General features: G+C 36.9%; 22 protein-coding genes and 1 pseudogene. 21 read left to right on the plus strand and 2 right to left on the minus strand.

Annotation, left to right across the window (positions count from 1 at the left end):
- Window positions 1–4: 4 nt before the first annotated feature.
- From AC3B5D_RS00730 to AC3B5D_RS00790, 13 genes and pseudogenes are all read left to right on the plus strand, one after another.
- Window positions 5–2101, plus strand: a complete 2097-nt coding sequence (locus AC3B5D_RS00730) for a DNA topoisomerase (protein WP_489839996.1) — start codon at window positions 5–7, stop codon at window positions 2099–2101.
- Between the two features lie 19 nt (window positions 2102–2120).
- Window positions 2121–3362 (plus strand): cytosine deaminase, encoded by a 1242-nt coding sequence (gene codA / locus AC3B5D_RS00735; protein ID WP_489839995.1) that lies wholly within the window; start codon window positions 2121–2123, stop codon window positions 3360–3362.
- 251 nt (window positions 3363–3613) lie between these two features.
- Entirely contained in the window at window positions 3614–4342 is a 729-nt protein-coding gene (locus AC3B5D_RS00740) for a response regulator transcription factor (RefSeq protein ID WP_489839994.1), read from the plus strand.
- 17 nt (window positions 4343–4359) lie between these two features.
- Complete coding sequence (locus AC3B5D_RS00745; protein WP_489839993.1) at window positions 4360–5262, plus strand: sensor histidine kinase; 903 nt, start codon at window positions 4360–4362, stop codon at window positions 5260–5262.
- A 209-nt stretch (window positions 5263–5471) separates the two neighbouring features.
- Window positions 5472–6506: an aldose epimerase family protein gene (locus AC3B5D_RS00750; protein ID WP_489839992.1), complete on the plus strand. Its 1035-nt coding sequence runs from the start codon at window positions 5472–5474 to the stop codon at window positions 6504–6506.
- 131 nt (window positions 6507–6637) lie between these two features.
- Window positions 6638–7981 (plus strand): glucose-6-phosphate isomerase, encoded by a 1344-nt coding sequence (locus AC3B5D_RS00755; protein ID WP_489839991.1) that lies wholly within the window; start codon window positions 6638–6640, stop codon window positions 7979–7981.
- 175 nt (window positions 7982–8156) lie between these two features.
- The gene (efp, locus tag AC3B5D_RS00760) at window positions 8157–8723 is read left to right on the plus strand and encodes an elongation factor P (protein ID WP_489839990.1); all 567 of its coding nucleotides are present in this window, start codon (window positions 8157–8159) and stop codon (window positions 8721–8723) included.
- Between the two features lie 96 nt (window positions 8724–8819).
- The gene (locus AC3B5D_RS00765; RefSeq protein ID WP_489839989.1) at window positions 8820–9254 is read left to right on the plus strand and encodes an Asp23/Gls24 family envelope stress response protein; all 435 of its coding nucleotides are present in this window, start codon (window positions 8820–8822) and stop codon (window positions 9252–9254) included.
- Window positions 9254–9673, plus strand: a complete 420-nt coding sequence (gene nusB / locus AC3B5D_RS00770; RefSeq protein ID WP_489839988.1) for a transcription antitermination factor NusB — start codon at window positions 9254–9256, stop codon at window positions 9671–9673. Before AC3B5D_RS00765 ends, nusB begins: the two co-directional genes overlap by 1 nt.
- A gap of 174 nt (window positions 9674–9847) precedes the next feature.
- Window positions 9848–10381, plus strand: coding sequence for a translation initiation factor IF-3 (gene infC, locus AC3B5D_RS00775; RefSeq protein ID WP_489840600.1), 534 nt, complete (start codon window positions 9848–9850; stop codon window positions 10379–10381).
- 25 nt (window positions 10382–10406) lie between these two features.
- Window positions 10407–10601, plus strand: a complete 195-nt coding sequence (gene rpmI, locus AC3B5D_RS00780; RefSeq protein ID WP_002828932.1) for a 50S ribosomal protein L35 — start codon at window positions 10407–10409, stop codon at window positions 10599–10601.
- A 66-nt stretch (window positions 10602–10667) separates the two neighbouring features.
- A pseudogene (gene rplT, locus AC3B5D_RS00785) lies at window positions 10668–11081 on the plus strand (50S ribosomal protein L20); the annotation flags it as partial.
- A 63-nt stretch (window positions 11082–11144) separates the two neighbouring features.
- Window positions 11145–11222, plus strand: a complete 78-nt coding sequence (locus AC3B5D_RS00790) for a HeH/LEM domain-containing protein (protein ID WP_489878206.1) — start codon at window positions 11145–11147, stop codon at window positions 11220–11222.
- A gap of 91 nt (window positions 11223–11313) precedes the next feature.
- Here the strand turns inward: AC3B5D_RS00790 and AC3B5D_RS00795 are convergent, their stop codons facing one another.
- Window positions 11314–11703, minus strand: a complete 390-nt coding sequence (locus AC3B5D_RS00795; protein WP_489839987.1) for a prepilin peptidase — start codon at window positions 11701–11703, stop codon at window positions 11314–11316.
- A 337-nt stretch (window positions 11704–12040) separates the two neighbouring features.
- On the opposite strand from AC3B5D_RS00795, the gene rpsL reads away from it, so the two are divergent.
- The 8 genes from rpsL (at window position 12041) to AC3B5D_RS00835 (ending at window position 20045) form a co-directional block, all read left to right on the plus strand.
- Window positions 12041–12463 carry a 30S ribosomal protein S12 gene (gene rpsL / locus AC3B5D_RS00800; RefSeq protein WP_489839986.1) on the plus strand — a complete coding sequence of 141 codons (423 nt, stop codon included), beginning with the start codon at window positions 12041–12043 and terminating at the stop codon, window positions 12461–12463.
- Between the two features lie 18 nt (window positions 12464–12481).
- Window positions 12482–12952 (plus strand): 30S ribosomal protein S7, encoded by a 471-nt coding sequence (gene rpsG / locus AC3B5D_RS00805; protein ID WP_074427543.1) that lies wholly within the window; start codon window positions 12482–12484, stop codon window positions 12950–12952.
- Between the two features lie 130 nt (window positions 12953–13082).
- A complete protein-coding gene (gene fusA, locus AC3B5D_RS00810) occupies window positions 13083–15203 on the plus strand; it encodes an elongation factor G (protein ID WP_489839985.1) in 2121 nt (706 codons plus the stop codon).
- Between the two features lie 147 nt (window positions 15204–15350).
- Window positions 15351–16454 carry an ABC transporter ATP-binding protein gene (locus tag AC3B5D_RS00815; RefSeq protein ID WP_489839984.1) on the plus strand — a complete coding sequence of 368 codons (1104 nt, stop codon included), beginning with the start codon at window positions 15351–15353 and terminating at the stop codon, window positions 16452–16454.
- Window positions 16451–17269, plus strand: a complete 819-nt coding sequence (locus tag AC3B5D_RS00820) for an ABC transporter permease (protein ID WP_489839983.1) — start codon at window positions 16451–16453, stop codon at window positions 17267–17269. The genes AC3B5D_RS00815 and AC3B5D_RS00820 overlap by 4 nt, the downstream gene beginning before the upstream one ends.
- Window positions 17259–18083, plus strand: a complete 825-nt coding sequence (locus tag AC3B5D_RS00825; protein WP_489839982.1) for an ABC transporter permease — start codon at window positions 17259–17261, stop codon at window positions 18081–18083. Before AC3B5D_RS00820 ends, AC3B5D_RS00825 begins: the two co-directional genes overlap by 11 nt.
- Window positions 18083–19168 carry an ABC transporter substrate-binding protein gene (locus tag AC3B5D_RS00830; protein ID WP_489839981.1) on the plus strand — a complete coding sequence of 362 codons (1086 nt, stop codon included), beginning with the start codon at window positions 18083–18085 and terminating at the stop codon, window positions 19166–19168. Before AC3B5D_RS00825 ends, AC3B5D_RS00830 begins: the two co-directional genes overlap by 1 nt.
- Window positions 19169–19265: 97 nt before the next feature.
- Complete coding sequence (locus tag AC3B5D_RS00835; protein ID WP_489839980.1) at window positions 19266–20045, plus strand: peptidylprolyl isomerase; 780 nt, start codon at window positions 19266–19268, stop codon at window positions 20043–20045.
- A 56-nt stretch (window positions 20046–20101) separates the two neighbouring features.
- On the opposite strand, the gene AC3B5D_RS00840 is transcribed toward AC3B5D_RS00835, so the two are convergent.
- The gene (locus AC3B5D_RS00840; protein ID WP_489839979.1) at window positions 20102–20467 is read right to left on the minus strand and encodes a hypothetical protein; all 366 of its coding nucleotides are present in this window, start codon (window positions 20465–20467) and stop codon (window positions 20102–20104) included.
- Between the last annotated feature and the right edge of the window lie 107 nt (window positions 20468–20574).

A 20574-nucleotide genomic window follows, 5' to 3' on the forward strand; every position in this document is an offset into this window, starting at 1 on the left:
AAACATGGCAAAGTATTTAATTGTGACCGAGAAACCTTCAGCCGCAAAAAATTTCATCAAAGCCTTGGGTGGTCAGTCGGGTAATTTTGCTGGTAATTATTACCATATTGTTCATTTGCATGGCCATATGATGGTATTTAAAGAACCTGAGGACATGGTTGCATCAGAAAAGGCAGCCATATATAAATCATGGGCAGTGAAGAATATGCCTTGGAATTTGTCAGAAATGAGCTGGCAACGGACTTTTTTAAAACAACGGCAACCAAAAACAAAAAGATTACGATCTACGAGATCAGAGTTGCTGGCTTTAAAAGAAGAAAGTCAGCATGATTACGATGCCATTGTGATTGCAACGGATACTGATCCATCTGGTGAAGGTGATTTACTTGCTTGGGAAGTGATCGATGCAATTAATTGGCAAGGTCAAGTATTGCGAGCAAATTTTATTGATGAGGCACCAGATAGTATTCGACAAGCAATGCAAACGTTGACAAATGTTTCTGATAAAACCACACATGGTGCTTATTTAAAGGGTGAAACTCGTAGTCGTTGGGATTTTGCTTCGATGCAATTAACTCGGATTGCGACAACTGCAGCAAAAAAAGCCGGATTTAAAGTTGTTGCACGTGAAGGAAGATTAAAATCAGTCATTGTTTGGAAAATTTATCAACAACAACAAGCCATTAAAAATTATGTTAAACAACCCTTTTTTGAGGTTAGATTTAAGGATACTACAGGGCATACTTTTAAACGGAGTATTACGAAAGAAAAAAAGGTCAATTGGCGCTATTTAGATCAGCAGCAAGCACAACAAGAGTTACAGGGTTACCAAATTGCAGATGTGGTTAATGAAAAGCACACGAGAAAACAACAAGCGCCTGATAAGTTATTAGATCTTGCAGGATTAGCAGCCATTTTGGCCCCACGTGGTTTTGATAGCCAAGAGGTGCTACAAACATATCAACGTTTGTATGAGGCACAAATTGTGTCATATCCTAGAACAGATGATAAAACAGTGACCCCTGAGCAATTTTATGCATTATTACCTAAAGTTGATCAAATTGCGACTTTAGTAGGCGTCGATACAAAATTATTGACACATCGTAAACCACGATCGACACATGTGACAGCTACCGGTTCTCACGGTGCAAATCGACCAGGTGAAAATGTGCCGGCAGATTTAACAATGTTATTAAAATATGGGAAAAGTGCTCGTGCAATATACGAAATTTTAGCTAAAAATTATCTGGCAATGCTAGCAGAAGATTATATCTATGATCACGTGACAGCTAATTTGAAACAATATCCATTGTTTCAAACATCGTTCAATCTACCAATTTCCTTAAATTATCGATTGGTATATGATGCACAGGCAGCGTTACAAGATAATCAGAAGCCCAATAATTTGGAAAGTACTCAGCTTGGTCAAACGGCATCACCGTTTGTTTTTGAAGGTGTTAATCCAAAACCAGTTTATCCAACAACAAAATGGTTAATGGCCTTTTTAGAGAAAAATAATGTTGGTACAGGGGCAACGCGTGTCTCAACATTATCGGATATCAGTCGTGGAACACGAAAGATGATGCAGGAGTATAAAGGACGTTTGACTTTAACAGACGTTGGAAATGTGTCAGCGGTCATGGTACAAGATACATGGATTGCATCACCTAAGATTACCAAACGTTTATTTGAAATTATGAATGAAGTGGGTGAATTTAAAATAGACATGTCTCAGGCGCTTGATTCAGTAACACAAGTTGTGCAACATGATATGCCAATCATGATTAATAATGCGCAAAAATTAGAAACGCTATTAGGAAAACCAAAAATACAAACAAAGCGCAAATCCCGAAAACAAGTGACTGAAAAAGTAATGGCCCACTTTGATGGACAAGAGATTAGTTTTTCTCGAACATGGAGTAATCATACTTTTTCAGATTCAGAGATTCAACAACTTTTAAAGGGGCAAACGATTCATTTTGAGACAAAGACGAAGCGTGGAAAACCATATATTGCTCAGGGAAAATTAGCGCAACAAACATACAAAGGACATAAATATTATGGGTTTAAGTTAAACCCACAAAAACATAAAAAAGCGTAGTCTTTAAGGAGATAATCAAATGTTAATCAAACAAGTTGTGATAGAAAATGCGCAAACGCGACAAGATGTTCGAATCATGAATGGTCAATTTGCAGAGATTAGTGATCATATAGAGCCACAACAGGGTGAGCAAATGATTGATGCAACAGGAAAGTTGATGATTCCACCTTTTGTTGATCCACATGTTCATCTAGACTCTACAATGACAGCTGGACAACCAGAATGGAATGAAAGTGGTACATTATTTGATGGTATCCGCATTTGGAGTGAGCGCAAACAAACGTTGTCTCATGAAGACGTTAAGGAGCGGGCAATTAAAGCGTTGAAGATTCAGGCTGCTCATGGACTGCAGTTTGTTCGTTCACATGTTGATGTCACCGATCCTAATCTGGTTGCGCTAAAAGCATTGTTAGAAGTACGTGAAGAAGTTAAGCCATGGATGACATTACAATTAGTTGCGTTCCCACAAGAAGGCATTTTGTCATTTCCTAATGGTAAGGCATTAATGACTAAAGCTGCAGAAATGGGGGTGGATGCCATTGGTGCCATTCCACATTTTGAATTTACACGTGAATATTCGGTTGAATCATTGCATTTTGTATTTGAATTAGCTGAAAAGTATCACTTGTTAATTGATGCGCACACAGATGAAATTGATGACCCTGCTTCACGCGGTCTAGAAACACTTGCAATGCTTGCATTAGAGACTGGCTTAAAAGAAAAAGTCACAGCATCTCACACAACAGCAATGGGATCTTATAACGATGCGTATGTATCGAAGTTGATGCGATTATTAAAGATGTCTGATATTAATTTTGTTGCTAATCCATTAATAAATATGTACTTGGGTGGTCGCTTTGATACCTATCCAAAACGTCGTGGTTTAACTCGAGTCAAGGAGTTAGATCAAGAAGGATTAAATGTTGCTTTTGGTGAAGATGATATTAAAGATCCATGGTATCCAATGGGAAATGGTAATATGATGGATGTCTTACATATGGGCTTACATGCAACGCAAATCATGGGTCATACAGAAATTATGAATTCATACCACTTTATTACTAGCAATGGTGCTCGTGCTCTCCAAGTAGAAGATAGTTATGGTATTACAGTTGGTAAACCGGCTAATTTCTTAATTTTCAATGCTGATAATTGGTATAATGCGCTCAATGAACGTGCTGAATTATTGTATTCTGTTCATGAAGGCAATATATTAGTAGAAACAAAACCGGCAGAAATGAAATTTAATTTACCAAAATAAACATATGGCAACGTTCAAAGCGTTTGTTATGAACAAGATGAAACGTATCAATCTCGTTTCATCTTTTTCAGTGTTTTTCTATGTATTTATATGACTTGAAAAATAAATCTCTCTTATTTTGATATATATGTGCTTTTAGTGTTGCAGTCATGAAATAACTTATTAAAAAGTTTTAAGAAACATCGTTGTATAATAAGAGGTAAAGATTTACGAAAGAAAATAAGCGCTGTTAATAGAATATAGGTAAGAAAATGAAACTGTTAATGATAGAAGATAATGCCTCTGTATCAGAGATGATGGGGATGTTTTATAAAAAAGAGAAATGGGATGTGACGAACGCCTATGATGGCGAAGAAGCATTACAATTATTTACTGAAAATGCTTCGGCATGGGATGTTGTTATACTTGATTTAAATTTACCAAAAATAGATGGTATGCAAGTAGCATTAAAAATTAGGGAAATATCAACAGATGTACCATTATTAATGTTGACTGCTCGTGATTCAGATTCAGATCAAGTACTTGGTTTTGAGGTTGGCGCAGATGACTATGTCACAAAGCCATTTAGTCCAATTACTTTAATTGCGAGAATTAAGGCCCTTCATCGACGTGCGACAATGCAACCAGCAAATCATGATGAAGATGCTGTTGATGATTTTGATATTCAGACACGCACATTTAAATTGAATTCACGGACACGTGAAGCTTATTTAAATGGTGTGCTGATTCCAGATTTAACACCAAAGGAATTTGATTTGCTACGTGTATTGTCAAAAAAGCAACGCCAAGTATTTTCACGAGATCAATTATTACAGTTGGTGTGGGATTATGAATATTTTGGTGATGAACGGACTGTTGATGCACATGTTAAAAAATTGCGCCAAAAAATTGAAAAAGTTGGACCACAAATTATTCAAACAGTGTGGGGAGTTGGCTATAAATTTGATGATTCAAATGTCCCTGAAACACCAATGAAATAAATGATTGAGATGAATAGATGAAAAATAAGTGGGCTAAAGTCTTGCCAGTAAGCGTTGTTATGCTACTAATTTTATTAATGATCATGCTAGTAGTCGATACAATGAAACTTGCCATTATTTTAATTGTATTAATAACCTTTGTGATTGGTCTAGTTAACGTAATCATTTTCCATAGACAAGTGACTATTGTCGCACGACAGAAAGATGAAATAGCAACATTAAAAGAACAAATTGCTACCCAAAAAAATGAAGAAGCAGCAATGTTGTCAAATGCTTCCCATGAAATGCGAACCCCACTAACAACAATTGCAGGTATTGCTGAAGGATTGCAGTATGGTGTTATTAGTCCAGAAGAGCAACAACATTCATATGACATGATTAAAGAAGAAGCTGATCGATTAACACGATTAATTAAATCAACACTATCGTACGAACGATTAAGACAAAAGCATATTGAAAATAAACCGGAAAAATTTTATATTTTGCCGGTGATTGAACGTTTAATGACACAATTAATGCGGCAAGCCGAAGAAGTTGGTGACGAAATTCAAAATTTAATACAGGATGATATTTGTGTGTACGCAGATCTAGATCAGACTGAGCAAATATTAATGAATGTTTTCGCGAATGCGATTCAATTTACAACGAATGGGATTATTACTGTAGAAGTTTATCAAAAAGATACACAAGCGCATATTGTGATTACTGATACTGGTATTGGTATGACGCAAGACGAGTTGTCTAAAATTTGGCAGCGATATTATAAAGCAGACCCATCAAGAACAAAGCGTGGCGAATCAGGCTTGGGTATGGCAATTGTGCAACAATTGGTTAGAGTAAATCAAGGTGATATTCAGGTATCATCAAAATTAGGCATTGGCACAAAATTTGATATTTCACTACCAACAAAAGCAAATTAGTGAATTCTTGTATCATTTACAAGTTCATTGTTATACGAGGTCTCTACCTAGACTATTTCTGTGGTTGAGGCCTTTTTTATTTTACGAAGTTCTAATCGTTATGAAAACGGTTTATTTATGTACAATTGTAAACAAAAGAATATGTTAAAATACAACTATATTGTAAATTTATATATGTTTATTTTAGGGGAATGAAAGAGGGAAATAAGATGACAATATCAGTTCATGAAATTGGTAAAATGCCAAATGGAGAAGTTGCAAAGCAAATTGTACTTGAAAATAAAAACGGTCATAAAATTGGTGTGACAACATGGGGTGCAACTTGGCAATTCTTTAAAACAAATAGTGGACAAGATTTAATGGTCGGCTTACAAACGACAGATAAACTTTGGGAGCAGCTTTATTCAGTTGGGGATATCGTGGGTCGTGTTGGTAATCGTATTACTGGTGCTACTTTTACATTAAATGGTAAAACATACCATTTGAAGGATAATGAATTAGGAAATGCTTTACATGGTGGTAAAGATAATTTCTCAAATAGAATGTGGGATTATACACTGAACGAAGCAGAAAATTCAGTGACATTTACAACAACAATGACTGAGGAAATTGATCATTTTCCAGGAACGATGCCAACATCAGTGACTTATAAGTTTTCAGACAATGATGAGGTTGTTTTGACATTTTGCGCAGAATCGGATGAAGATACACTATATAATCCAACTAGTCATGGCTACTTTAATCCAGCAGGTATTGATACTGATGCACGTGATTTGTATTTACAGATTCATTCACAACGTCGGTTGGAATTGCGTCCAGAAGATACGACGCCAACTGGTAATTTTTTGGACAATGTAAATACCCCGTTTGATTTTAACGAACCAACTAGAATTGGTGATAACCTATCAAAATTAGATGGTCCGTATGATGTAAAATTTGATAATGCATTTGAAATTAATCAAGTTGCTGGGCGACCAGCTGCTGTTGTTTCAGATCCAAAATCAGGACGTAGTATTGAAGTGTATTCTGATAGAAATGCAATTATCTTTTTCATTGCTGATCCAGCAGTTGCTTACCATGAAGGTGATCGAGAATGGTTTGACAAGCATCCATATAATGCTGTTGCATTGGAAGCACAAACATTATCAGATGCCATTAATCATGAAGGCTTTGGTGATATTGTTTTGCCAGCTGGTAAGAAACAAACGTATCAAACGGTATATAAGTTTAATAATTTAGATTAGTATCAAAAGATTGTGTAAAATAATACATGGAAACTCTTTCATTTTTAATCGTTAAAAGTTATAATTGGTCTATACCGCAAAGAGAGATAGCGATAAACAGACAAACGATATAGAGGAAGAGGGATTTAATTATGACCACATTATCATTTGATACTTCAAAATTGGCATCTTTTGTTGGAGAAGACGAATTATCAATGATGCAACCAATGGTTAATGTTGCTGACGAATTATTACGTCAAGGAACTGGTGTTGGTGCTGAATACACTGACTGGCTACATTTACCAACAACATACGACAAAAATGAGTTTGCTCGTATTCAAACAGCTGCAAAAAAGATTCAAAAAGATTCAAAAGTGTTAGTTGTTGTGGGTATTGGTGGTTCTTATTTAGGTGCGCGTGCAGCAACTGATTTTCTAAATGATTATTTTAATAACTATTATGGTGACGAAGATCGTGATTTTCCACAAATATTGTTTGCAGGAAATTCAATTGCACCAGCATACTTAAATAGTTTGATCAAATTGATTGGTGATCGTGATTTCTCAGTTAATATTATTTCAAAATCAGGGACAACAACTGAGCCTGCTATTGCTTTCCGAGTATTAAAGCAATTACTAGAAAAGAAGTATGGTGTTGAGGGTGCACGTGAGCGTATTTACGCAACGACTGATGCAGCACGTGGTTCTTTAAAGACGCTAGCTGATGAAGAAGGTTATGAAGAGTTTGTTGTGCCTGATGGTGTTGGCGGTCGTTTTTCAGTATTAACAGCTGTTGGTCTACTACCTATCGCAGCTGGTGGTGGTGATATTGAACAATTAATGGCTGGTGCAGCAGCTGGTGAAAAAGCGTATGCAGATGCCGATTTGACAAAGAATCCTGCTTATCAATATGCTGCTTATCGTAATATTTTGTATCGTAAGGGATATACAACCGAATTATTGATTAATTATGATCCAACACTTGCACAATTTGGTGAATGGTGGAAGCAATTACAAGGTGAGTCTGAAGGAAAAGATGGTAAGGGTATTTTCCCTGCATCAGGAAACTTCTCAACTGATTTACATAGTTTTGGTCAATATATTCAAGATGGCCGTCGTAATCTGTTTGAAACATTGGTTCGAGTTACTGAACCAGTTACTGATATTACAATTCCAACAATGGACGCTGATGACGGCTTGGGCTATTTGCAAGGGGAGCAGATGAGCTATGTTAATCGCACGGCTTCTGAAGGAACAATGCTAGCACACGTTGATGGTGGTGTACCAAATATGGTTGTTGAGATTGATAAGCAAAATGAATTTGCTTTAGGTCAAATGATTTATTTCTTTGAAGTTGCTGTTGGTATATCAGGTTACTTAAATGGTATTAATCCATTTAACCAGCCTGGTGTTGAAAACTATAAGCGGAATATGTTTGGTTTGTTAGGCAAGCCAGGTTATGAAGAATTAACAGAGTCATTAAAAGCACGTCTATAAAAAACATTTGAAAAGAATCGAAACATATGTTTCGATTCTTTTTCGTAGACTATGAAAAATATTTTCTTTATAAAAAAATAAAAGACACCTTGCTGAAAATAGCGATAATACTAGTTTTTAGCGACAAAATCTGATAGTATAATTCAGAAAGACATAAATTTAGGAGAACTCAATCATGGCAACTATTGGTATGAATGACTTGAAAACTGGTTTAACAATTTTGTATAACCAATCAATCTGGCGCGTATTGGAATTCCAACACGTTAAGCCTGGTAAAGGTGCAGCCTTTGTACGGTCAAAGTTGAAGAACCTGCGTACAGGTGCTGTTAATGAAGTAACATTCCGTCCTGGTGACAAGTTTGAAACGGCAAACATTGATCAAACAGATATGCAATACTTGTATGCAGATGGTGATCAACATGTATTCATGGATAACGAAACATACGAACAAATTTCTATTCCAGCAGATAAAATTGCTGATGCATTGAAGTTTTTGCTAGAAAACATGAATGTTAAAATTACAACTTATAATGGTGAGATTTTAGATGTTGAGCTACCTAAGACGGTTACGTTAACTGTTAAGGAAACGCAACCAGGTATTAAGGGGGCTACTGCCAATGGGGGTGGTAAGCCAGCAACAATGGAAACTGGCCTAGTTATTATTGTGCCTGATTTCATTAATGAAGGTGATAAGCTAGTTGTTAATACTGACAATGGTGGATCATATACTTCACGTGCCTAGTCTTTACTGACAAAATTGGGTATAATAGATATATTGATTTAGAAAGCGCCGACCGGCTGCCGGCCGGCGCTTTCGTATTTAGGAGGTCGGTTCCGTATGGCAGAAGAGGCAATCGTATTAACACACTCAGATGAAGACTCTGGTGAAACCTTGGTTAGTATGCGTGTATTAGAGATTATCGCAGGTTTAGCTGCGCAAGAAGTCAAAGGTGTTTCTCGTTTAAGTGGTTCATTATCAGAACGGGCACAAGAAGCATTTGGACGGCATGTACATGGTAAAGGAGTTACGTTACAACAAACAGAAGATGGCCTCATTGTAGATGTCTATGTATACCTAAATTATGGTGTTAGTGTACCCAAGGTAGCACATGATATTCAACAAAAAATTACATCTCAAGTTGCAGCAATGACAGAACTCGTTGTGACATTGGTTAATGTTCATGTGCAAGGTGTTGTATCGCAAAAAACAACGAGTACTGTTGATGTGAACAATCTGTTTGATGAAGAACCAGACGTGGAAGGAACAAAATAATGAGCGAACTAAATCGACACCAAATTCGTCAAGCTGCTTTTCAATCACTTTTTGGATTAGCATTAAATGCAACTGCTGATGTAGACATGACAATTTCACAAGTATTATCTGGTGATCCCGAAATTGCTTGGCAGGATGAAATACCAGCAGATTTAACAGCTATTGTCTTAGGTGTTGTCGCTCATCAAGACGAATTAGACTTAATTATTTCTGACCATTTGACTACTGGTTGGACGTTAGAACGACTAAATACGACAGATTTAGTTTTGATGCGCTTAGCATTGTATGAGGCGAAATATACAGAAGTACCAACAAAAATAGCAGTGAATGAAGCAATGCAGTTAGCCCATGATTTTACTGATGATAAGTCACGTAAATTCATCAATGGTGTACTAAATAAAGCCTTGACTTTAGATTAGTCGAGTGTATAATAAGAATTTGTTAGGAAATAAAGTAATGGCTGCCCGCTATTCACCTCGTTAAGATTACTTATCAGGTTAATCATTTTATCGTACAGATGATAGATAGCGGGTTGTTGTGTTTCACGACAAGCCGCTTTTACTTTATCGCAAGTTTTTTCGGAGGTAAGGATCATAGCAAACGCACGCCAACCACAACAACAAAAAGATTTAATCAATGATCGCATTCGTGCACGTGAAGTTCGTCTAATCACAGATGACGGTGACCAAGGTGTTATGTCTAAAGCAGACGCACAACGCCTTGCTGACGATGCTGAATTGGATTTGGTATTGGTGCAAGCCAACGCTAAGCCACCTGTTGCCAAGATTATGAACTATGGAAAGTTTAAATTCGAAGCACAGAAAAAGCAACGTGAACAACGAAAGAATCAAAAAGTTGTTAATGTTAAAGAAATTCGTCTTAGCCCAACAATTGATGTCAATGACTTTAATACAAAAAAGAACAATGCAATCAAGTTCTTGAATAAAGGTAATAAAGTGAAAGTATCAATTCGTTTCCGCGGACGTGCTATTACGCACAAGGAAATTGGGCGTGAAGTGATGAATCGTATGGCAATGGATCTTGAAGAAATCGCAAAGGTTGAATCAAGAGCTAAGATGGAAGGGCGCAGCATGTTTATGGTGCTTGCACCCAAAGAAACTAAGTAATTAAACCAGTTTGGAGGACATATCAATGCCTAAGTATAAGACACACCGCGCTTCAGCAAAGCGTTTTAAGAAAACTGCTAATGGTGGGTTGAAGTCAGCTAACGCCTATACGTCACACCGTTTCCACGGTAAGACTAAGAAGCAACGTCGTCAATTACGTGGTACTTCAATGATGAACCACACAACTTTGAAGACATATACGCACTTGTTGAGCCGTTAATTATTACTATTTCTAATAGTTATAACTGGTTCCAAATAAAAATAGAAATTACTGGAGGAAATACCCATGCGAGTTAAGGGTGGTAACGTTACGCGTTCACGTCGTAAGAAGATGATTAAGTTGGCCAAGGGTTATCGTGGTCAACGTCACATCAACTACAAGGTTGCTAAGCAACAAGTTTGGAAGTCATGGTTCTATGCATTCCGTGATCGTAAGCAAACAAAGCGCAACTTCCGTAAGTTATGGATTGCACGTATCAATGCTGGTGCACGTATGAACGGTTTGTCATACTCACGTTTTATGAACGGTTTGTCATTGATGGGTTCAACTTTGAATCGTAAGATGTTGGCTGAACTAGCTGTATCAGACTTTGAAGCATTTTCAGCTTTAGTTGAAGATGCAAAGAAAGCTTTGGCAGATGATGGACAAGTTGTTGCAGAAAAATCAGCGGCTACTTTAGAAAAGGGTGTTACGATTAACGCAGCTACCCCAAAGAAAGCAGCTTCTACTGCAAAGCCAACTGAAAAGAACACCGTCGCTGAAATCAAAGCATACTTATCAGAAAATGGTATTGAATTTGCTTCTTCAGCAAAGAAAGCTGAATTATTAGCATTGGTTTAATGCTTAGTAAAATATAAATTTGTCAATAACAATTGAAAAATTTATTCGAAGAAGTTGGGACAGAAAATATGTCTCAGCTTCTTTTTATTAATTAAGACACTAATGTTAATAATAAACAAATGGTATAACTAAAAGATAGGGCTGGGACGAAGGCAATTTTTTTCACATGCAAAATGAGATGATATATTAATTGACAAGCACAGGCAATGCAACATGCTAACCAAAAATGTTGAAAATCTAAATACAATGCTAAAATTGCTAACACATCAAGATCGCCATTACCAATGAATTGTTCCTGGTTATAAGTATTGATTATAAGAATAGAAGTATAGATAAAAAAGATCCACCAAATTGGTACGCGATAAAACAGCATGCCTATCATTAATGGGAGCGCAAGCCATAAACTATTGATCGTTTGTTGATGAATGTCTTGGTAAGCTAAGTAAATGAGAATAATTAATAATAGTAAATCAAAAATCATATGGTTGACTCGTTTCTAAAAAATTTGATTATTTCAATAAGGACGTTTTACTAATTCAATTGAACAAAAATGATACGCCCGGGATTGTTTGCAAACTAAAAGCCAATCTATCAACGTTTTTATACAATAAAAAGTTGCATAATATGGCGTAGGGTGGTATATTATTAATTGTGCTTTTAGTTAGCAGGGTGTTTGCGGTTACGCGACGTGCTGAACTCGTGAACGAGAAGTACCACATAAGTCCCTCTTTCTGGGTTATTGTTGCTTAATTAATGATACGCCTGGAAATGTGGACTAAATACTATAATAAAGAAAATTTGAAAGGGGACTCTTCGAAATGCCTACAATTAACCAATTGGTTCGTAAGCCTCGTAAGTCACAGAGCACAAAGTCAAAGTCACCTGCTTTGAACTTTGGTTATAACTCACAATCAAAGAAAGCTACTCGTGTTTCTTCACCACAAAAGCGTGGTGTTGCTACTCGTGTTGGCACGATGACACCTAAGAAGCCTAATTCAGCTTTGCGTAAGTATGCTCGTGTACGTTTGTCAAACTTGATTGAAGTTACTGCATATATTCCAGGTATTGGACACAACCTTCAAGAACACTCAGTTGTTTTGATCCGTGGTGGACGTGTTAAGGACTTGCCTGGAGTTCGTTACCACATTATCCGTGGTGCACTAGATACTGCTGGTGTTGATGGTCGTATGCAATCACGTTCTAAGTATGGTGCAAAGCGCCCTAAGAACAAGAAAAAATAATCAGGGAGGACTTAAATAATGCCACGTAAGAGTTACACTAAGCAGGCTGAAGTTCTGCCAGATCCAATTTATAACTCAAAGCTTGTTTCACGCTTGATCAACCGTTTGATGCTTGATGGTAAGCGTGGAACTGCTTCAACAATTTTATACGATGCTTTTAACCGTATTAAGGAAGCTACTGGTAATGAACCATTAGCTGTCTTTGAAGAAGCATTGAACAATATTATGCCCGTATTGGAAGTTAAAGCTCGCCGTATTGGTGGTTCTAACTACCAAGTTCCTGTTGAAGTTCGTCCTGAGCGTCGTGTGACACTGGGATTGCGCTGGTTAGTGCAATACTCACGTGCCCGCGGTGAACATACGATGGAAGAACGTTTGGCAAAGGAAATTATGGATGCTGCTAACAATACTGGGGCATCTGTTAAGAAGCGTGAAGACACACACAAGATGGCTGAAGCCAACCGTGCCTTTGCACACTACCGTTGGTAATAATCCAATTTTGTGGCTGCAGTCAAATGACAGTAGCCACTTTTGGTGTATTTACGGTATAATATATTTAGACAACCAACATGCGGTGGCATAAGGCATTGCATGTTAAGAAATTCAAGGAGAATTACTCATGGCTAACAAGCGTGAATATCCTTTGCTACGTACTCGTAACATTGGAATCATGGCTCACATCGACGCTGGTAAGACAACGACGACAGAGCGTATTTTGTATTACACTGGTAAGATTCATAAGATTGGTGAAACACATGATGGTGCTTCACAAATGGACTTTATGGACCAAGAGAAGGAACGTGGAATCACGATCCAATCTGCCGCAACGACAGCTGTTTGGCATGGTTTTTACGATCAATATAAGAACGAACCATACCGTGTTAACATTATTGACACCCCAGGTCACGTAGACTTTACTATTGAAGTTGAACGTTCATTGCGTGTACTTGATGGTGCCGTAGCCGTATTGGATGGGGCTGCTGGTGTTGAGCCACAAACTGAAACAGTTTGGCATCAAGCTGAGACTTATGAAGTACCACGTATCGTCTTCGTTAACAAGATGGATAAGTTAGGTGCAGATTTTGCAATGTCTGTTGATTCATTGAAGGAACGTTTGGATGCAAACGCTAAAGCCATTCAATGGCCAATTGGTGCTGAAGATGATTTTGCTGGTGTTATCGATTTGATCGAAAAGAAGGCAATGTATCCAACAACTGAACTTGGTGAAGAATGGGAAGAACGTGAAATTCCTGATGAGTACAAAGATTTAGTTGAAGAAAAGTACAACGAATTGGTTGAAGCTATCGCAGATGTTGATGATGAAATCATGGATAAGTACTTAGAAGGTGAAGAAATTTCTGAAGCCGAGTTAAAGGCTGCTATTCGCCGCGCAACAATTTCACTACAATTCTACCCAGTTCTTGCAGGTTCAGCTTACAAGGATAAGGGTGTCCAAATGATGTTGGACGCAGTTGTTGAGTACTTGCCATCTCCACTAGATGTTAAGCCATATGTTGCTAACGATCCAGATACTGGTGAAGAAATTGATTTGGTTGCTAACGACGAAGATCCATTCGCTGCTTTAGCCTTCAAAGTTATGACTGACCCATTCGTTGGTCGTTTGACATTCTTACGTGTTTATACTGGAACTTTGGAGTCAGGTTCATACATCATGAACACTTCAAAGGGTAAACGTGAACGTGTTGGACGTTTGCTACAAATGCACGCAACTGACCGTAAAGAAATCCCTGAGGTATTCTCAGGTGATATCGCTGCTGCTATCGGTTTGAAGGATACAACAACTGGTGATTCTTTGACATCACCAGATCGTCAATTGATTTTGGAATCAATGGAATTCCCTGACCCAGTTATTCAATTGGCTGTTGAGCCTAAGACAAAAGCTGACCAAGAAAAGATGGCTGTTGCTTTGCAAAAGCTTGCTGAAGAAGACCCATCATTCCGTGCAGAGACTAACCCTGAAACTGGTGATACTTTGATTTCAGGAATGGGTGAGTTGCACTTGGACATCATCGTTGATCGTATGAAGCGTGAATTCCACGTTGATGTTACTGTTGGTGCACCTCAAGTTGCTTACCGTGAAGCATTCACGAAGACTGTTCAAGCTCGTGGATACTTCAAGCGTCAGTCTGGTGGTAAAGGACAATATGGTGATGTTTGGATTGAGTTCTCACCAAACGAAGAAGGTGCTGGCTTTGAATTCGAAGATGCCATCGTTGGTGGTGTTGTTCCTCGTGAATATATTCCTTCAGTTGAAGCTGGCTTGAAGGATTCATTGAACAACGGTCCTTTGGCTGGATTCCCATTGGTTGATTTGAAGGCTAAGTTGTATGATGGTTCATACCATGATGTCGACTCATCTGAAGCTGCCTTTAAGATTGCTGCTTCATTAGCTTTGCGAGAAGCTGCAAAGACTGCAGGAGCCGTTATTTTGGAGCCAATCATGAAGGTTGACATTGTTGTTCCTGAAGATAATTTGGGAGATGCAATGGGTCACGTTTCAGCTCGTCGTGGTTTGCTTGAAGGTCAAGAGCAACGTGGTAAGCAAATGTTAGTCCATGCTAAGGTGCCATTGTCAGAAATGTTTGGTTATGCAACTACTTTGCGTTCAGCTACGCAAGGTCGTGGTACTTTCCAAATGTCATTTGATCACTATGAAGCTGTACCTAAGAATGTACAAGAAGAAATCATTGCTAAATACGGTGAATCAAACGCTGAATAGTTTGATTTTCAAAAAGATATAAGAAGGACGCCAATAATATTTATTGGCGTCCTTTTTTGTTCTTACAAGTAACGATGGCTTTACGTATCGACTATTTTTTGATTAATTTGTATAATTAAGGTTATGTAAAGAAGGGTGGTACTGATATTGGCACAACCAATTATTGAATTTAAACATGTTGCAAAACAATATGATGATAATATTGTTCTAAAATCTGTTGATTTAGAAATAGAAGCGGGTAAATTTTATACCTTACTTGGACCATCGGGTTCAGGTAAAACAACAATTTTAAGGTTGATTGCTGGGTTTCTAGAGGCAACTTCTGGTGACATTTTATTTGAAGGACAACGTATTAATGATTTACCACCTGAAAAACGGCGAGTGAATACGGTCTTTCAAAATTATGCACTATTTCCAAATATGAATGTCTTTGATAATGTGGCATTTGGCATGTCAATTAAAGGGAAAAATAAAACTGAAATAAAAACGAAAGTTTCCGAAATGTTGTCATTAGTTAAGTTGGAGGGTTTTGAAGATCGCGAAATTTCCGAATTGTCTGGTGGACAACAACAACGAGTGGCTATTGCACGAGCATTAGCTAATGATCCTGAAGTCTTATTATTAGATGAGCCACTCTCTGCATTAGATTATAAATTACGTAAAGATATGCAATATGAACTACGTGAAATTCAAAAAAGATTAGGCATAACATTCATTTTTGTGACACATGATCAAGAAGAGGCATTGGCCATGTCTGACTGGATTTTTGTGACAAATGATGGTGAAATTGTACAAAATGGGACGCCAGTCGATATTTATGATGCACCAATTAATCATTTTGTTGCTGATTTTATTGGTGAATCAAATATTTTACCTGGTGTCATGCGTCAAGACTATTTAGTTTCATTTGCTGGTAAAGAATTTGAAAATGTTGATGGTGGGATGAGACCAAATGAATCCGTTGAGGTGGTTTTACGACCAGAAGATTTGGACTTAGTCACTGTAGAAGAAGGGAAATTAGTCGTTACTATTGATGATCAGTCATTTCGTGGTGATTATTATGAAATTACGGCACACGACGATGATCAGAATAATTGGCAAATTCAAGCGACAAACCCAGCTGTCATCGGTGAAAGAAGAGGCTTGTTCTTTGATCCAGAAGATATTCACATTATGCGGTTGAACGAATCTGAAGAAGATTTCGATGCGCGTATGGAAGAATATGAAGATGTAGAGGAGGAAATTGAATGAAGCGTCATGGCACTTTTAGTTACACCATCCCCTATATATTATGGTTAGTTTTATTCGTTATTGCACCACTTATCTTATTAATTGTACAATCATTTGGCAATCTTTCCGGACATTTTACATTAGCAAATTACGCGGCCTATTTTGGTTCGGGTACTTATTTGCGAATGACATTTAATTCAGTTTTTTTTGCTTTTATTGTGACGGTCATTACATTGCTTATTAGCTATCCAATGGCATATATTATGAGTCGGTTGAAACATGCACAATTTTGGTTATTGTTAGTCATTTTGCCAACGTGGGTGAATTTATTATTAAAAGCCTATGCCTTTATTGGCCTATTTTCAAAATCAGGAACTGTCAATAATTTTTTAACGCTGATTGGTATTGGACCACATCAGATTATGTTTACGGATTTATCTTTTTTGATTGTTGCGGCTTATATTGAAATACCATTTATGATTATGCCTATATTTAATTCCTTGATTGAACTTGACCAAAGTTATGTTAATGCGGCTCGTGATTTAGGGGCAACATCTTGGCAAACCCTGATTAAGGTGATTTTTCCATTGTCCATGAGTGGTGTAAAAGCCGGTATTCAAGCCGTTTTTATTCCAACACTGTCATTATTCATGATTACGCGTCTGATTGGTGGTAATCGTGTCATCACTTTAGGAACAGCAATTGAGGAGCATTTCTTAGTGACACAAAACTGGGGAATGGGCTCAACAATAGGTGTTGTTTTAATTGTGGCGATGATTTTGACGATGGTGTTGACTAGAGATCGCAAAAAGAAGGGAGTAAAACATGGCAAATAAGACCAAAAAATGGGCCAGTATTTACTTAGTATTTGTTTTTATATTAATGTATGCACCAATTTTTTATTTAATTTTTTATTCCTTTAATCAAGGTGATTATATGGCTAACTTTGCAGGTTTTTCTCTGCGACACTACGTTGATATGTTTGCTGATACACGTTTGATGCAAATGTTGATAAATACGTTTATTGTTGCCCTATTATCAGCGTTAATTGCGACATTAATTGGTCTGTTTGGTGCCATTGGCATCTATAATACACGGCAACAAACAGTTAAAAACCTTCTATTATCATTGAATAATGTTTTGATGGTGTCACCCGATGTTATTATTGGTGCGAGTTTTTTGATCTTTTTTACAATGATTGGATTAAAGCTAGGTTTTGGGTCAGTGGTCTTATCACATATTGCTTTTTCGATTCCAATCGTTGTGTTAATGATTTTACCAAAATTGAATGAGATGAATCCCGCATTAGTAGATGCAGCTCGTGATTTAGGTGCTAATAATTATCAAGTACTGTCACGTGTTATTCTTCCTTATGCTTGGCCAGGTATCTTATCAGGTTTTTTCATGGCAATTACATATTCACTTGATGATTTTGCAGTAACTTTTTTCGTCACTGGTAATGGGTTTTCAACGTTATCTGTAGAAATATATTCACGAGCACGACAAGGTATTGATTTGTCAATTAACGCGATGTCCGCATTGATGTTCTTGTTATCACTATTGTTAGTGATTATTTACTATTTTATTTCTAACTATAGTTCAAAAAATGGTAAGAAAAAGCGCAACACTAGAATGGTGGTGCATCAATAATGAAGAAAATTATTTGGTTAACAAGTATTATTTTAACAGCTGTTTTAATTTTGTTTGGTATCAATCTGACATTGCAACATACTGATGATACTGGTGTGAAGGGGAAAGACAGTCAAAAATTAACGATTTATAATTGGGGTGACTATATTGACCCGGCTTTAATTAAGACGTTTCAAAAGGAGACAGGGTATAAAGTTGATTATGAAACATTTGATTCAAATGAGGCAATGTTTACTAAGATTCAACAGGGGGGTACCCACTATGATTTAGCTGTGCCATCTGATTATATGATTCAAAAAATGAAGGCAGCTAATTTGTTGGTGCCATTAGATCATCGACGCCTAACTGGTCTGCAAAATTATGATAAACAGTTTTTAAACCAACCATTTGATCGTGGTAATAAGTATTCCATACCTTATTTTTGGGGTACGTTGGGGATTGTTTATAATGATAAGTATATCAAGCCTAATGAAATAAAAACTTGGAATGATTTATGGCGTCCTCAGTATAAGAAAAGTATTATGTTGATCGATTCATCTCGAGATATTATGGGGATGGCATTGGCTTCTAGTGGACAATCAGTTAATACGAAGAGTATTCCAGAACTAGCAGCAGCAAAGGGAAAGTTGGATACGCTGATGCCTAATGTCAAAGCCATAGTTGCTGATGAAATTAAGATGTATATGGCACAAAATGAAGCTAAGATTGCTGTTGATTACTCGGGTGATGCTTCAGAAATGATGGCAGAAAATAAACATTTGCATTATATTGTGCCAAGTGATGGTGGTAATCTTTGGTTTGATAATATTGTTATGCCAAAAACAGTTAAAAATAAAAAAGCAGCTTATGCATTTTTGAATTTTATGAGCGAACCGAAACATGCTGCTCAGAATGCAGAGTACGTTGGGTATGCGACACCCAATAAAAAGGCGCTAACTTTGTTACCAAAAGCAATTAGAAATGATAAGGCTTGGTATCCATCAAAGAAGACTTTATCAAATCTGGAAGTGTATGAAGATTTAGGACCTACTTGGGTTGGTAGATATAATGATTATTTCTTAGAGTTTAAAATGACAAATCGTTAATTCAAAAAAATATTTTATCTTTAGGCTAAGTAAAAGGTTATACAATAATGTTTATAATTTATGCTTTAAAGTTAATACGGAATGGGAGTTAACAAATATGAAGAAGGGTCGATCAGAGATAATCGTGGCAAGTGTCATTATCATTGTCATGGCTGTTGTTATTGGGATTGCATATCAATCATCACATTCAAGTCAACAGACGACAACGAAAGCAAGTCAGCAATTGTCAAAGAAACAATTAAATAAAATTGCCTTACCACAGTTATCAAATACTATTCGTAAAAATGAGACAGTTGTGGATATTAAAACAACGGTTGGCGATATTAAAGTAAAGCTGTTTGATAAATATACCCCCTTAGCAGTTAAAAACTTTGTGAAGCACGCGCAAACAGGGTACTATAACAATACGATCTTTCATCGTGTAATTAGTGACTTTATGATTCAGGGTGGTGATCCAACTGGTACCGGAACAGGTGGTTCATCTATTTGGAAAAATAAGAATAAAAAAATTGATTCTGGCTCTGGGTTTAAAAATGAAATTTCAGCATCTTTGTATAATATTAGAGGGGCTTTATCGATGGCAAATTCTGGTAAAGATACTAACGGATCACAATTCTTTATTAATCAGAATCATGAAGATGCTTCGACACAGTTAAAGAAAAAGAATTATCCAGACAAAATCATTAAAGCGTATAAAAAGGGTGGCAACCCATCATTGGATGGCAATTATACAGTCTTTGGGCAGGTCATTAGTGGTATGGAGGTTGTTGATAAAATTGCTAGTGCTAAGGTAGAGGACAATGCAGATGGCTCAGAAAAGTCGTCGCCAGTTGATCCAGTTAAAATTTTGAGCACAACGGTGATAAAGAAATCTTAAACATAATAAAAACGCTAGCAAACTTTTTTATATATCGTTTACTAGCGTTTTTTCAATTATTTAACAAAATTCTGATGTGAAGAATTTGAGTAGGCGATGGCAGTGTTTGTCACAATCAATTGGAAATAGTTGTCAAAACCAGGTTGATTGTAACTACGTAGTAAGCCGTCAAGGTCAGCAGGTGTCCATTCGGAGACACTGATTGCACCATCACGATATTGCAAAGAATGGGCAATTGCTGAAGTGCTTTCCACTAAATAAAAAGTATCATTAGTGTCTAAGTATAAGAGTTGTAATTTAACGTTACGATTAGCACCTAATGAGGCAGTTGATGTTAAAAAGGGATCTTCTAACCAACGTTTACTAAGGTGTCCATGGCGAAACTTGTGAATTGTTTCTAGTGTATTGCCTATAATTTTCATAATGCACCCTCTAATTCTTCTTATGATTAAAAATATAAAATAATTATAACTTAATTTTAATAAAAATTCATTGTGACTATTAATAGCAAGCAAAATATTTATAATTG

The sequence above is a fragment of the Weissella sp. ESL1177 genome, from assembly GCF_058107185.1.

Coding starts and splice junctions, on each gene's coding strand:
- AC3B5D_RS00730 (WP_489839996.1), top strand. CDS start 5: ATGGCAAAGTATTTAATTGTGACCGAGAAACCTTCAGCCGCAAAAAAT.
- codA (WP_489839995.1), top strand. CDS start 2,121: ATGTTAATCAAACAAGTTGTGATAGAAAATGCGCAAACGCGACAAGAT.
- AC3B5D_RS00740 (WP_489839994.1), top strand. CDS start 3,614: ATGAAACTGTTAATGATAGAAGATAATGCCTCTGTATCAGAGATGATG.
- AC3B5D_RS00745 (WP_489839993.1), top strand. CDS start 4,360: ATGAAAAATAAGTGGGCTAAAGTCTTGCCAGTAAGCGTTGTTATGCTA.
- AC3B5D_RS00750 (WP_489839992.1), top strand. CDS start 5,472: ATGACAATATCAGTTCATGAAATTGGTAAAATGCCAAATGGAGAAGTT.
- AC3B5D_RS00755 (WP_489839991.1), top strand. CDS start 6,638: ATGACCACATTATCATTTGATACTTCAAAATTGGCATCTTTTGTTGGA.
- efp (WP_489839990.1), top strand. CDS start 8,157: ATGGCAACTATTGGTATGAATGACTTGAAAACTGGTTTAACAATTTTG.
- AC3B5D_RS00765 (WP_489839989.1), top strand. CDS start 8,820: ATGGCAGAAGAGGCAATCGTATTAACACACTCAGATGAAGACTCTGGT.
- nusB (WP_489839988.1), top strand. CDS start 9,254: ATGAGCGAACTAAATCGACACCAAATTCGTCAAGCTGCTTTTCAATCA.
- rpmI (WP_002828932.1), top strand. CDS start 10,407: ATGCCTAAGTATAAGACACACCGCGCTTCAGCAAAGCGTTTTAAGAAA.
- AC3B5D_RS00795 (WP_489839987.1), bottom strand. CDS start 11,703: ATGATTTTTGATTTACTATTATTAATTATTCTCATTTACTTAGCTTAC.
- rpsL (WP_489839986.1), top strand. CDS start 12,041: ATGCCTACAATTAACCAATTGGTTCGTAAGCCTCGTAAGTCACAGAGC.
- rpsG (WP_074427543.1), top strand. CDS start 12,482: ATGCCACGTAAGAGTTACACTAAGCAGGCTGAAGTTCTGCCAGATCCA.
- fusA (WP_489839985.1), top strand. CDS start 13,083: ATGGCTAACAAGCGTGAATATCCTTTGCTACGTACTCGTAACATTGGA.
- AC3B5D_RS00820 (WP_489839983.1), top strand. CDS start 16,451: ATGAAGCGTCATGGCACTTTTAGTTACACCATCCCCTATATATTATGG.
- AC3B5D_RS00825 (WP_489839982.1), top strand. CDS start 17,259: ATGGCAAATAAGACCAAAAAATGGGCCAGTATTTACTTAGTATTTGTT.
- AC3B5D_RS00830 (WP_489839981.1), top strand. CDS start 18,083: ATGAAGAAAATTATTTGGTTAACAAGTATTATTTTAACAGCTGTTTTA.
- AC3B5D_RS00835 (WP_489839980.1), top strand. CDS start 19,266: ATGAAGAAGGGTCGATCAGAGATAATCGTGGCAAGTGTCATTATCATT.
- AC3B5D_RS00840 (WP_489839979.1), bottom strand. CDS start 20,467: ATGAAAATTATAGGCAATACACTAGAAACAATTCACAAGTTTCGCCAT.